The sequence below is a fragment of the Confluentibacter flavum genome (assembly GCF_002843175.1).
Classification (GTDB): Bacteria; Bacteroidota; Bacteroidia; order Flavobacteriales; family Flavobacteriaceae; genus Confluentibacter; species Confluentibacter flavum.
This window is the reverse complement of sequence record NZ_PJEO01000013.1, coordinates 25,936-39,985: the sequence shown is the minus strand read 5'-3', so window position 1 is coordinate 39,985 and position 14,050 is coordinate 25,936. Positions and strand designations below refer to the sequence as shown.

Here is a 14,050-nt window from a genome sequence, read left to right as displayed (position 1 = left end):
ACCCTCTCCAAAGGAGAGGGAATGTTACGGATTTTATTTATTACTTTTCTGTTTACTGTGACTGTAAACTTATTTTAATCTTGCAATGGCTTCCACTAATTCTTCTTCCGAAGCACATAAAGAAAACCTGATATATCCTTCACCTTTACTGCCAAAAATGGTTCCCGGTGTTATGAATATATAATTGATATTTAATATTGAATCTATAAATGCCTCCGATTTTATGTTTGGAGGTAATTTTGCCCAAACAAAAAGTCCGGTAGCATGTTCATCATACGTACAATGTAATGCCTTGGCTAGTTTCCATACCAACTCTCTACGCTTTCTGTAAACACTATTTAATGTAACAAACCACATGCTTGAACATTTTAAAGCTTCAATAGCCCCTTTTTGAATGCCATAAAACATTCCAGAATCCATATTGCTTTTAACTTTTAAAATATGGTTAATATAATTACTATCTCCCACAACCATACCTACACGCCATCCAGCCATATTAAATGTTTTACTAAGCGAATTAAGCTCTAAGCAAACATCTTTTGCCCCAGGAATGCTCATAATACTTTTTGGCGAATCGTTTAATACAAAACTATACGGATTATCATTAACGATTAATATATTATACCGTTTTGCAAAAGCTATTAAATCTTTAAATAATTGCTCAGTAGCACCTGCTCCTGTTGGCATATGCGGATAATTTACCCACATTAACTTTACCTTACTTAAATCTTGCTTTTCAATGGCTTTAAAATCTGGAAACCAATTGTTAGTTTCGTCTAGTTCATAAAACATAGCCTTAGCTTCTACTAAATTTGTCACCGATTGATATGTTGGATATCCCGGATTTGGAATTAACACGCCATCTCCTTTATTTAAGAAAGCCATAGAAATGTGCATAATACCTTCCTTGCTTCCCATTAATGGTAAAATTTCTGTTGTCTGACTTAAAGACACATTAAAATGTTCTTTATAAAATCCAGCCATAGCTTCACGTAATGCCGGAAGACCTTGATAACTCTGGTATTTATGCGCATTAACATCTTGCAAGCTTTCTACCAAAGCATCAATAACTTTTTGTGGCGGCCGCATATCTGGGCTACCAATACCTAAATTAATAACAGGCTTTCCATTTGCAATTAGCAAATTTACCTCTCTTAATTTTTTTGAGAAGTAGTATTCTTCAACAGTATTCAATCTATCTGCTACTTCTATCATAACTTAGCATTTTTATATTCACCCAATACTCTAAAATTAATAGCCATAATGTCTATAATGGATTTTGCTTTCTTAAAATCGGCATACGTTTCAAAAGTAACATCAACAAAAAAAGCATATTTCCAAGGTGTTTCTATAATGGGCATGGATTGAATCTTAGTTAAATTCAATTTGCAATCGCTCATCACATTCAATATGGTTGCTAAACTACCCCGTTTATGGTCTGCTTCAAATTTTAGTGAAGCTTTGTTAATTTCATTTTCAGGAACTTCAGAATTTACTCTTTTAACAATAGCAAATCTGGTTTCATTATGTTTTATGGTTTGAATACTGTGTGCCAAAATATCCAATTCAAAAATGTCTGCGGCCATAACACTTGCAATAGCGCCTACCTGTTTAAGTTGATGATTATGGATGCGCTCGGAAACCTCAGCAGTATCTTTATCTTCAACAAGTTTGATATGCGGATAGTTTCTAAAAAACTCTTTACATTGCAACAACGCCATGGGATGCGAATACACTTCTTTAATATCCTCGATCGTTTGATTAGGCAGCGCCATTAAATTATGTTGAATATCCAAATAATGCTCGCCCACAATATGCAAATCATGCTTATTTATCAAAGCATAATTAGGTAAAATGGATCCCGCAATGGAATTTTCTAAGGCCATAATTACTGCATCACTCTCATTAGTTATTAAAGATTCCACAACGCCATCAAACGTCATACATTCTATAACGCGGACAGGTTTTTCAAAATATTGCAATGAAACAATATGGTGAAAAGATCCTCTTATTCCCTGTATGGCAACCGTTTTTATCAAAATCTAGTTTTTATTTTTTAGACCTCCATCTTCATGGAGGTTGTTCAACCAAAAGTTGAACAAAAAAAAGTCCCGATTTTCATCGAGACTTATATTAAATTTATATCTTATAAATTATACATACAACGCCTCGATCCTTTTGCTAAAAAAGAAATAAAAGTTGCTAAAATATGTATAATATACTGCTTTCATGTGGGTTATTTATTGTTTTCCCAATTGTTACATGCAACCTTCATTCAATCATTCCGTAAGGAATTTAAAATCTTTATGAAGGTTTCATAATTAAGCCGCTAAAGTAATTAATATTTTAATAAATCAAAATCGAATATTTATTTTTTTTCAATTTTATTAAAAGTTTTAAAGATTTAACATCAAATCTTACATTACGCGATATAATCATTATTTTTGAGCAAACTATTTAAATATGTCAATAGAAGTTGAAGGTGTTTCTAAACTTTACGGAAACCAAAAAGCTTTAAATAATGTATCATTTAAAATAAATAACCCAGAAATTGTTGGTTTTCTAGGGCCGAATGGCGCAGGAAAGTCTACCATGATGAAAATTTTAACCACGTTCCTCAAAAGTGATGCTGGTAATGCCAAGGTAAATGGACATGATGTTACTGATAATGTTGAAGGTGTTCAAAAAAGTGTTGGGTATTTACCGGAAAACAATCCATTGTATTTAGATATGTACGTTAAAGAATATCTATCCTTCAATGCGACTATATATAATGTTGCGAAAGACAGAATTAATGAAGTTATTGAACAAACGGGCTTAACTACAGAATCGCATAAAAAAATAGGCCAATTATCTAAAGGATATCGCCAACGTGTGGGTTTAGCAAATGCCTTGTTACATGACCCAGAAGTGTTGATTCTTGATGAACCTACAACAGGTTTAGATCCCAATCAATTAGTGGATATTAGACATTTAATTAAAACCATTGGCAAGAAAAAAACCGTGTTTCTCTCTACCCACATCATGCAAGAGGTGGAAGCCATGTGCGACCGCGTTATCATTATAAACAAAGGACAAATTGTTGCTGATAAAAAACTACAGGAACTTCGTGATAGTAAAGAACAAACCGTTGTTGTGGAATTTGACTATAGAGTTGAAGATGCTTTTTTATTAAAATTACCAAAAGCAAAAAACGTTGTTAACACACACGATTTTGTATATGAAATAACCTTTTCGACATCAGATGATATGCGCGCTTATGTGTTTGATTTTGCACATGATAATCAATTGAAGATTTTACAGCTTAATCAAAAAAATGCAAGTTTAGAATCTCTTTTTAGAGATTTAACTTCAAAATAACAGCATACTTTCTTCTATAATTTTTGAGAGGTATGATATTAATCAGTTTTACAAATATATGAAGACATTAATTTTGCATATATTTTAAAAACAAAGGGGAATTATGAGTAAAGGAATTTATGTAGCCGCCATTGAACCAAGTAGTGGCAAATCGGTTGTGGTTTTGGGCCTTATGCGTATGCTATTGGGCAAAACGGCTAAAGTCGGGTATTTTAGACCCATAATTGATGATATTGACGAGGGTGAAATCGATAACCACATCAACACCGTACTATCATACTTTGAAATTAATATTGATTACAAGAAATGCTTCGCTTTTACTAGAAATGAAGTTCTTAACCTGTACAATCAAGGAAAATCTGGAGACGTTATTGATGAAATCATTCGTAAATACAAATATCTAGAGAATCAATTTGACATCGTTTTGGTTGAAGGCACCGATTTTTCGCATGACAACTCAAGTCTGGAATTAGATATTAATATGCTCATTTCAAAAAATCTGGGACTTCCTGTAATCATCGTTACAAGAGGTGACAAAACTGATTTAAGGGACATTGTTGATAATGTGCAATTGGCATATGACACTTTTAAACAAGAAGCCGATGTACTTTCCATTATGACCAATAAAGTACATGCCAATAATCTTAAAGAATTAAAACGTCTATTAAAAGAGCGTATAAACAATGATACAGATATCACTGTTATTCCAATGATTCATAGTTTATCAAGCCCTACCATAAAAGAAATTGTAAAATCACTAAATGGAAAGGTTCTTTTTGGAAACGACATGTTACACAATCTTTCTGAAAACTTTAGTGTTGGTGCTATGCAATTACGCAATTATTTGACGCATTTAAAAGATAATGCAGTGGTAATAACTCCGGGAGATCGTGCCGATATTATTCTTGGTGCCTTACAAGCCAATATCTCTAAAAACTATCCTAAAATTTCGGGGATTATTTTAACAGGGGGGCTTATTCCTGAAGAATCTATACTAAAACTTATTGAAGGTCTTTCTAGTATTGTTCCCATAATTAGTGTTAATGGAGGCACCTATTTGGTTACCAATAGTATTGGTACTATCAAACCAAGAATATATGCCGATAACACTGAAAAAATCACAACAGCCATTGCCACATTTGAAAAACATGTAGATACGGATAAATTAGCGGATAAATTAATAACATTTGAATCAGATATATTTACGCCCAGAATGTTTCAATATAATTTATTGCAACGTGCCTTAAAAAATAAAAAACACATTGTGTTGCCCGAAGGTTATGATGAACGTGTATTACGTGCAGCTGCCCGGTTGATTAATGCACAAGTTGTAAAATTAACGCTTATAGGTAATGAAGATAAGATAAAGGAGCTTGTTGAAAAATTTGATATTCCTTTAGATTTAAAAGATGTAAACATTGTATATCCTACAAAATCACCTTATTTTGAAGATTATGTTAACACCCTTTATGAACTAAGAAAACACAAAAATGTTAATTTGGCAATGGCTAGAGATGCCATGGCAGATGTATCCTATTTTGGAACCATGATGATTTACAAAGGCCATGCTGATGGTATGGTTTCGGGAGCAGTGCACACCACCCAACATACCTTACTGCCAGCTTTGCAATTCATTAAAACCAAACCAGGCGTTAATATTGTATCGTCTATATTCTTTATGTGTTTAGAAGACAGGATTTCTGTTTTTGGTGATTGTGCCATAAACCCAAACCCAAATGCTACAGAGTTAGCTGAAATTGCAATTTCCTCTGCTCAAACTGCTAAAGATTTTGGTATAGAACCCAAAGTGGCTATGTTATCTTATTCATCTGGTGCTTCAGGTAAAGGTGCTGATGTTGAAAAAGTAAGGGAAGCCACAGAAATTGTTAAGATACAAGCTCCAGACTTAAAAATTGCAGGGCCTATTCAATATGATGCCGCTGTAGACATGCGTATTGGAAAAAGCAAAATGCCAGATTCTGAAGTGGCAGGACATGCCAGTGTATTAATTTTTCCAGATTTAAATACTGGTAACAACACCTACAAAGCGGTGCAACGTGAAACAGGAGCTTTGGCTATCGGCCCCGTTTTACAAGGACTGAACAAACCCGTTAACGACCTTAGTAGAGGGTGTACTGTAGATGATATTTACAGCACCGTAATTATAACCGCCATTCAAGCTCAAGAACTTTAACATATATATGCAAGTACTCATTTTAAACTCAGGAAGCTCCTCTTTAAAATTTCAATTATTCTCCATGCCAGATGAAACCATTTTATGCTCTGGAATTGTAGAGCGTATTGGTTTTAATGATTCTATTTTCAAATTTAAAACCAATAAAGATACTATTGAGTTAGAGTCTCAGATTTCAAATCATAAAATAGCTTTAAAACTAGTAGCGCAACATCTTTTGGATAAAAACATAGGCGTTATAAAACTACCTGAAGATATTGCTATTGTTGGTCATAGAGTGGTACATGGCGGTATTTATTTTAGTAATACTACCGAAATTACTGAAGAAGTTAAAGAGAAAATAAAAGCATTATCGTCTTTAGCCCCTTTGCACAATCCTGCCAATTTAGAAGGCATCGTAGTGGCCGAAGATATTTTTCCCAATGCAAAACAGGTAGCTGTTTTCGATACTGCTTTTCATCAAAGTATTCCAGAACATGCTTATAAATATGCGATTCCTAATGAGTTTTTAATCGAACATAATATCCGCTTGTATGGTTTTCACGGCACAAGCCATAAATATGTTTCAGAAAAAGCCATTGCGTTTTTAGATAAAAAAGAATCTAAAATGATCACCATTCATTTAGGAAATGGTTGCAGTATGACCGCTATAAAAAATGGCAAAAGCATCGATCATTCTTTAGGCTTTTCACCACTTGGCGGTTTAATTATGGGAACACGATCTGGTGACATTGACCCTTCCATCATTTTTCATTTAAAAGACAAACTAAAATACCATTTAAAGGATATAAATACCCTATTGAATAAAAAGAGTGGTATGCTTGGGCTTACTGGTTATAGCGATTTAAGAGATATTGAAGCTATGGCTTCAAAAGGCAATACCGATTGCTTATTGGCTTTACATATGAATGCATATCGAATAAAAAAATATATAGGAAGTTATGCTGCTGTGTTAAACGGACTTGATGCTATTGTATTTACGGGTGGTATTGGTGAAAATTCAAAATATATGCGCCAACTAATTTGTGAAGATTTAGAGTTTTTTGGCATTAATTTGGATACTGAAAAAAATAATTCTGATTTAAGAACCATTCGAGCTATCAACAAAGAGGATTCAAAAGCAAAAATCTTGGTAGTTCCAACTAATGAAGAATTGGAAATCGTTAAACAATCGATGAATTTATTTAAAAATTAATCGACCTTTATATTGTTCAACAACATCCACAATAGGAGGTTGGTTTAAGCAAATCACATCTCCTGTTCCTGAAATTTTTCCTTTTACGGATAGCTGTGGGTTTACAATCATATCGTTTGAACTTCGGTTCCAAATTGTTACGTTTTGAGCAATAAGGTTTTCCCCTTCAAACCTTGACCCCCCAGATGCAAAAGTGATATTTAAGTTATTGGTATTGCCTGAAACATAGCAATTCGATATATTATTAAATACCACGTTAAAAGCATCATTATTCAATTGCAAATAAAAATTTCCAATGGTAAAACTATCCGGTACATTAAAATCCTCAGATAAAATAGTCAACGTTGGGTATGTTAAAACGCCATCTGACCGAACATCGTATTGTGTAGAACTTCTAATTTCGGTAATGTTTGGAGATGTAATATACACTTTTGTAATGCCATAACCACGCACGTAATTACAACTATTATTATCTGTTATAATAAGTTTTCCATCGGTAACCACCGCTTCAACATCATTTAATAAATTCTTACCGGTTTCAATAATTACTTTTTGCTCTAGACCTTCTTTCAAAATTAATTCAATATCACGATTTACTAATATTTTATCAAAATTAGAAAGCATCACTTCTTGTTGAATAATAATTCCCGATGTTTGAAAACAGTCGCCCGCCTGTTCACTATTACAAGCAATCATCAAAATAGAAATTAATATGTATATTATTTTTTTCATCTTTTGTCATTCCTGCAAAAGCAGGAATCTACTATTATTTATCATTTCCAGTTTTTCATAACCTCACCCCTATTCCAAATTCTACGGCTTCAGCTTTTGCTCCGTGCGATTTTAGCGTTAAAGCACCAAACCAATTATCATTAATATAACGCTTTAACCCCACTCTAAAATAGGTTCTTCCTTCGAAATCAAACGGATAATAGGCATAATATCCTAATTGTGTAACCAGCGATGTCCTGTTAACAAATAGCTCATGACCAACAAAAACACCAACACGTTTATGATCTTCATTTCCGGTTGTGGGCTCTTCTGGATAAGACACCGACCTATAATGAATATACTCTTTTAAAAAATTAGAAAAAAACACTTCGGTTCCTAACTGAAATGCACTTTTCACATTGATACGTTTATCCACATACGCAGACACTATATAAAATGGAAATTGTCCGCTACCAACAACATCACTTTCATTAATCCCCGTTCTAAAAACGAGATTATATTTTAATGTCTGAGTGTATTTTTCTTTGCCTTGTTGGGATAATGTGGTGATGTATTCTGGTTCTTCAGCATCTAAATTATAAGTAACCCCTAAGTTTAAAGTAATGGAATTAATACTGGTGTTGGGTGCTTTTAGGTTTGCGTTGGAATAATGAATTAAAGACAAGCCCCCTTGCAAACCAAAATTATCTACAATTCGTTCTTTTTTGTAATTAAGCATCACATACGTACTGCTTAATAATTTAGACCCAAAAGCATTGTTTCTATAGTTTGTTTCTTTGTCGTACGGATTTGTTGTTAAAGCCAAACCTTGACCGATACGCATCATTACATTCCGATTGAAAAAATAAAAATTATAATGCGCGTACATTGAATAATTATCTCCTAAAACATCATTTTTTAAATTCTGATAAATGAACGAGACTCCATAATCTGGATAGTTGTAACGTTGTTCCCAATTGTTAAATCCATAGGTTTTTTTATTCCAACTTAAAATAACACCTTCTGGATGCCCTTTAATTAGATGAAGAATATCATTATTATGTAAGGAAATGTTTCCTTTAAAATAGTTGACATCAAAATACGATGTATGTTCTTTGTCTTGTGAAAAACCAAGCAGTGCAACAAAAATAAACGTGTAGGTTAAAAATGGCTTCATTAAAGCATTTGCTTATTTGGTAAATGTACTATATTAAAATAAAGCAGAGGCTATGGCTTTTATATTATCACTTTTGCCCATGGAATAATAATGCAATACAGGTACTCCAAAATCTCTTAACTCTTTCGATTGTTGTATGGCAAATTCAATACCCACTTGCCTTACTGCATTATTGTCTTTACAAGCTTCCACAGCATCAATAAGTTCTTGTGGTAAATCTATTTTAAAAACCTGAGGCAATAATTGTAAATGACGCTTTACGGCAATGGGTTTAATACCAGGAATAATGGGCACGGTAATACCTGCTGCTCTTGCTTTTTCAACAAACTCAAAAAACTTATTGTTATCAAAAAACATTTGTGTCACCACATAATCGGCTCCAGCATCTACTTTGGCTTTTAAACGCTTTAAATCGGTTACCAAAGATGGTGCTTCCATGTGTTTTTCTGGGTAGCCAGCGACACCAATACAAAAATCAGCATGACGTTCTACTATAACATCGTCATGTAAATATTTACCACGATTTAAATTGGCTATTTGTTCCACCAATTCGCTAGCAAACGCATTACCACCTTCTACAGGTTTAAAATACGGTTCATCTTTCATGGAATCTCCACGCAATGCCATCACATTGTCAATGCCCAAATAATGGCAATCGACCAAAACATATTCAGTTTCTTCTTTTGTAAAGCCACCACATAGCAAATGCGGAATCGCATCAGCCCCATATTTATGCATAATAGACGCGCAAATACCAACGGTTCCAGGGCGCATACGTGTCATGCGTTTATCTAAAAGTCCGTTACCTTTATCGATATAAACATATTCTTCCCTAGATGTCGTTACATCAATAAAAGGTGGTTTAAACTCCATTAACGGATCTATATTGTCATATAATTCCTGAATATTTTTTCCTTTTTGAGGTGGAATAACTTCAAAGGAAAACAATGTTTTTCCGTTGGCTTTTTTTATGTGATCTGTTACTTTCATAGGCCTCCCCTAACCCCTCCAAAGGAGGGGAATTTCGTGGTCTTAATTAATTATTTTTTTTTGTTAACGCAAATTAAAGCAATAACTTTTTAATGGCTTCATAGTCCTCTTCATATTCCCAATAAATCCATCGTCCATCTACATAATCGGTTAAAATATATTTCTCACTAATCGATTTTATTCTGGAAACTGGAATGATTTTCTTTGAAAAATGATCCGAAGCAATAGGCTCCATCATCTCTTTATTTTTAGCATTATAGCCATGCGAAATAATGTAACTGCCCAATGTTAACTCTATAAATTTATCTTTCATTTCTATATTTTTTCCTCCCCTAACCCCTCCAAAGGAGGGGAACTCGCACGGAAAATAACTTTACAGTAATTCTTTTCCATTATCATCCCTCCTCTTTGGGAGGCTAGGTGGGGCTTATTCATCTGCAATCGTTGGATGCAGCCATTTCCTGGCCTTTTCCTTTGTGATGCCTTTTCTAACGGCATAATCGGTTACTTGATCATCTGTGATTTTTCCCAAACCAAAATACTTCGCTTCAGGATTTGCGAAATAATATCCCGAAACCGCTGCTGCTGGCCACATCGCCATACTTTCTGTTAAGGTTACACCAATAATTTTTTCAACCTCTAATAAACTCCAAATTGTTTCCTTTTCTAAATGGTCTGGACATGCTGGATATCCTGGTGCTGGACGAATACCTTTATAGCTTTCTTTTATCAAATCATCATTAGACAACGTTTCGTCTGCCGCATAACCCCAATGTTTGGTTCGTACTTGCTTGTGCAAATATTCTGCTAATGCTTCAGCAAACCTATCGGCAATGGCTTGTGCCATAATTGCGTTATAATCATCTTCTTTTTTTCTATAACTATCGGCCAACTCTTGCGCTCCAAAAATGGCGACGCAAAAGGCGCCCATATAATCTGTTTTTCCGGTTTCTTTTGGTGCGATAAAATCGGCTAAAGCGATATTTGGAATGCCTTCCCGTTTGCTTAATTGCTGACGTAACGTTCTAAAAATAGCTATTTCTTTTCCTTTTTTCTGAACAGAAATATCGTCATGATGGATGGTATTTGCCTCAAACAATCCGAAAACTGCTCTAGGTTTTAATAATTGCTTTGCAATGATTTCTTCAATCATTTTTTGAGCTTCCTTAAACATAATGGTTGCTTGCTCACCTACCACATCATCTGTTAAAATATCTGGATATTTTCCATGTAAATCCCAACTTCTAAAAAACGGACTCCAATCTATAAATGGCTCTAATTCCTTTAAGCTTAATTGCTTTAAAACTTGAATTCCTAATTCTTTAGGCTTTAAAATTTCAGAAGTTTCCCAATCAATTTTAAACTTTCTTTTTCTAGCTTCATTAATAGAAATATAGGATTTCTCTTTGCCGCGTTTTAAAAACTTGGTGCGAAACTCATCATAATCCTTTTTTAAATTGACCACATATTCGTTGACCGTTTTTTTGTTCAACAAATCGCCCACAACAGTAACGGCCCTCGATGCATCATTGACATGAACCACGGCATTTTTGTATTGAGTATCAATTTTCACTGCTGTATGTGCTTTTGAGGTTGTTGCTCCACCGATAAGTAATGGAATACTGAAATTTTGACGCTCCATTTCTTTCGCTAAATAGACCATTTCATCAAGCGACGGTGTAATCAATCCAGACAATCCAATGGCATCAACATTATGCAATTTGGCTTCAGATATAATTCGTTCTGGTGGCACCATCACACCTAAATCGACGATTTCATAATTATTACAAGCCAAAACGACGCTCACAATATTTTTACCAATATCGTGTACATCGCCTTTTACTGTTGCCATCAGTACTTTACCAACTGGTTCTTGTAAATCTCCTTTTTCAGCTTCAATAAACGGATTTAAATATCCTACTGCTTTTTTCATCACTCTGGCTGACTTAACAACCTGAGGCAAAAACATTTTTCCCGCGCCAAACAAATCGCCCACAACGTTCATCCCAATCATTAAATGACCTTCAATAACATCGATGGGTTTTTCAGCTTCTAATCTGGCTACTTCAACATCTTCAATAATAAACGCATCAATACCTTTTACAAGCGCATGTGTAATTCTATCTTGAACGGGGTTTTCGCGCCAGGATAAATCGGCTCCCGCTTCTTTTTTAGAACCTTTAACAGTTTCAGCAAAATCCAATAACCGTTCGGTAGCATCTTCTCTTCTGTCTAAAATAACATCCTCTACACGTTCCAATAAATCCTTTGGAATATTATCATAAACCTCTAAAAGTGCTGGATTGACAATCCCCATATTCATGCCCGCTTGAATGGCATAATACAAAAACACAGAATGCATAGCTTCACGTACACCATCATTTCCTCTAAATGAAAACGACACATTACTAACGCCTCCACTTACACTGACGTTTGGTAAATTTTGACGTACCCAACGCGTAGCTTCAATAAAATCTATGGCATTTCTACGGTGTTCATCCATTCCTGTTGCCACAGGAAATATGTTTAAGTCGAAAATAATATCTTCGGAAGGGAAGCCTACCTTATTTACTAAAATATCATACGAACGCTTACAAATTTCTAATCGACGTTCATAATTATCGGCTTGTCCCACCTCATCAAATGCCATGATAACTACCGCAGCACCGTACCGTTTTATCTGTTTTGCTTCCCAAATAAATTTGTCTTCACCTTCTTTTAAAGAAATAGAATTGACCACACATTTACCTTGTACCACTTTTAAACCAGCTTCAATGATTTCCCATTTCGAGCTGTCTATCATGATTGGTACTCTAGAAATATCGGGTTCGGCAGCAATTAGATTTAGAAAACGTACCATCGATTCTTTGCCATCAATAAGACCATCGTCCATATTAATATCAATAATCTGCGCACCACCATCTACTTGATGACGTGCCACATCTAAGGCTTCATCAAATCTTTCTTCTTTTATTAATCGTAAAAACATACGTGACCCCGCCACGTTAGTACGCTCACCAACGTTTATAAAATTGCTATTTTCATTCAGGACAAGAGGTTCAAGTCCAGATAAACGCATGTACTTTGTTTGTTTAATTTGCATTATTTATAATGTTCTACTGTTGGAAATGGTTCGTAAAAATGATGCAATAATTTTTTCCAATCTTGATATGCTTCCGATTTACGAAATCCTTCTTCGTGATCTTCAATGGTTTCCCAATTCACTAATAATAAATATTTATCTTGTTGCTCTATAGATTTCTTCAATTCATGAGATATGTATCCTTTCATTGATGAAATTATTTTTTGTGCTTCATGAAAATTTTTTTCAAAATCTTCTGAAAGTCCTTTTTTAATATTTAAAACAGCAACCTCTAATATCATAATTAATTCTTCTATTGGATTCCTGCCTCCATAGGAATGACAAACTCCCGCGGTTTATACTTCGCCGCTAATTGCGCTATGACTTTAATATGTTCTGGTGTTGTACCGCAACAACCACCGATAATATTAATTAAATTTTTCTTTAAATATTCTTCTATTTGTTCACCCATTTCTTCTGGAGATTCATCATATTCTCCAAAAGCATTTGGTAAACCCGCATTAGGATGCGCAGAAATAGCAAAGTCAGTTTTATTCGCAATCGCTTCTAAATGCGGTTGCAATAAGTTTGCCCCTAAAGCACAATTAAATCCAATGGACAATAATGGAATATGAGACACGGAAATCAAAAAAGCTTCGGCAGTTTGACCTGATAGCGTTCTACCAGAAGCGTCGGTAATGGTACCACTTAGCATAATAGGCACATCCATATTGCGCTCTTCCTTAACTTCTTCTATCGCAAATAATGCTGCTTTGGCGTTCAAGGTATCGAACACGGTTTCAACTAACAATAAATCAACACCACCATCCATCAGCGCTTCCACTTGTTGTTTATAGGCAATACGCAACTCATCAAAAGTCACAGCTCTATACCCTGGATCGTTAACATCAGGTGACATGCTGGCTGTACGGTTTGTTGGTCCGATAGACCCAGCAACAAAACGCGGTTTGTGTGGTTCTTTTGCGGTAAACACATCAGCAACTTCTCTAGCTATTTTAGCCGATTGGTAATTGAGTTCATACACCAAATCTTCCATTTGATAATCGGCCATAGCAATCGTTGTACCAGAAAATGTATTGGTTTCTACAATATCGGCACCTGCTTCAAAATATTTAGCATGAATGGTTTTAATAGCTTCAGGTTGGGTAATAGACAATAAATCGTTATTACCCTGCAATGGTGTTGGATAATCTTTAAAGCGTTCGCCCCTAAAATCTTCTTCAGTAAATTTATATTGCTGAAGCATGGTTCCCATAGCGCCATCGAGCACTAAAATACGTTGCTGTAAAGCTTGTTGTATGTTTGACATTTTCGATTTTT

General features: G+C 34.7%; 12 protein-coding genes. 3 read left to right on the top strand and 9 right to left on the bottom strand.

The annotated features are described in order from the left end of the window. Positions 1-69: 69 nt before the first annotated feature. Positions 70-1,215: a pyridoxal phosphate-dependent aminotransferase gene (locus CSW08_RS02750; protein ID WP_106658384.1), complete on the bottom strand. Its 1,146-nt coding sequence runs from the start codon at positions 1,213-1,215 to the stop codon at positions 70-72. Further along, positions 1,212-2,039, bottom strand: a complete 828-nt coding sequence (locus CSW08_RS02745; protein ID WP_106658383.1) for a prephenate dehydratase — start codon at positions 2,037-2,039, stop codon at positions 1,212-1,214. The genes CSW08_RS02750 and CSW08_RS02745 overlap by 4 nt, the downstream gene beginning before the upstream one ends. Before the next feature lie 424 nt (positions 2,040-2,463). Here CSW08_RS02745 and gldA point away from each other — a divergent pair, with 424 nt between their 5' ends. The 3 genes from gldA to CSW08_RS02725 all read left to right on the top strand — a co-directional run bounded on the left by gldA (position 2,464) and on the right by CSW08_RS02725 (position 6,749). Next, the gene (gene gldA, locus CSW08_RS02735; protein WP_106658381.1) at positions 2,464-3,360 is read left to right on the top strand and encodes a gliding motility-associated ABC transporter ATP-binding subunit GldA; all 897 of its coding nucleotides are present in this window, start codon (positions 2,464-2,466) and stop codon (positions 3,358-3,360) included. A gap of 103 nt (positions 3,361-3,463) precedes the next feature. Then, positions 3,464-5,554: a phosphate acetyltransferase gene (gene pta, locus CSW08_RS02730; protein ID WP_106658380.1), complete on the top strand. Its 2,091-nt coding sequence runs from the start codon at positions 3,464-3,466 to the stop codon at positions 5,552-5,554. Between the two features lie 7 nt (positions 5,555-5,561). Next, positions 5,562-6,749, top strand: a complete 1,188-nt coding sequence (locus CSW08_RS02725; RefSeq protein ID WP_106658379.1) for an acetate/propionate family kinase — start codon at positions 5,562-5,564, stop codon at positions 6,747-6,749. Here the strand turns inward: CSW08_RS02725 and CSW08_RS02720 are convergent. The 7 genes from CSW08_RS02720 to CSW08_RS02690 all read right to left on the bottom strand — a co-directional run bounded on the left by CSW08_RS02720 (position 6,735) and on the right by CSW08_RS02690 (position 14,039). Continuing rightward, positions 6,735-7,481, bottom strand: coding sequence for a head GIN domain-containing protein (locus CSW08_RS02720; RefSeq protein WP_203226840.1), 747 nt, complete (start codon positions 7,479-7,481; stop codon positions 6,735-6,737). The two genes, CSW08_RS02725 and CSW08_RS02720, sit on opposite strands and share 15 nt — an antisense overlap. 55 nt (positions 7,482-7,536) lie before the next feature. After that, a complete protein-coding gene (locus CSW08_RS02715) occupies positions 7,537-8,637 on the bottom strand; it encodes an acyloxyacyl hydrolase (protein WP_106658378.1) in 1,101 nt (366 codons plus the stop codon). A gap of 33 nt (positions 8,638-8,670) precedes the next feature. Next, positions 8,671-9,627: a methylenetetrahydrofolate reductase [NAD(P)H] gene (metF, locus tag CSW08_RS02710; protein ID WP_106658377.1), complete on the bottom strand. Its 957-nt coding sequence runs from the start codon at positions 9,625-9,627 to the stop codon at positions 8,671-8,673. Positions 9,628-9,700: 73 nt separating this feature from the next. Next, on the bottom strand, positions 9,701-9,940 hold the full coding sequence (locus tag CSW08_RS02705; RefSeq protein WP_106658376.1) for a hypothetical protein: 240 nt from the start codon (positions 9,938-9,940) through the stop codon (positions 9,701-9,703). A 114-nt stretch (positions 9,941-10,054) separates the two neighbouring features. Continuing rightward, positions 10,055-12,730 (bottom strand): methionine synthase, encoded by a 2,676-nt coding sequence (gene metH, locus CSW08_RS02700; protein WP_106658375.1) that lies wholly within the window; start codon positions 12,728-12,730, stop codon positions 10,055-10,057. Continuing rightward, positions 12,730-13,011: an antibiotic biosynthesis monooxygenase family protein gene (locus CSW08_RS02695; protein WP_106658374.1), complete on the bottom strand. Its 282-nt coding sequence runs from the start codon at positions 13,009-13,011 to the stop codon at positions 12,730-12,732. Before CSW08_RS02695 ends, metH begins: the two co-directional genes overlap by 1 nt. An 11-nt stretch (positions 13,012-13,022) precedes the next feature. Beyond that, a complete protein-coding gene (locus tag CSW08_RS02690; protein WP_106658373.1) occupies positions 13,023-14,039 on the bottom strand; it encodes a homocysteine S-methyltransferase family protein in 1,017 nt (338 codons plus the stop codon). Positions 14,040-14,050: the final 11 nt, after the last annotated feature.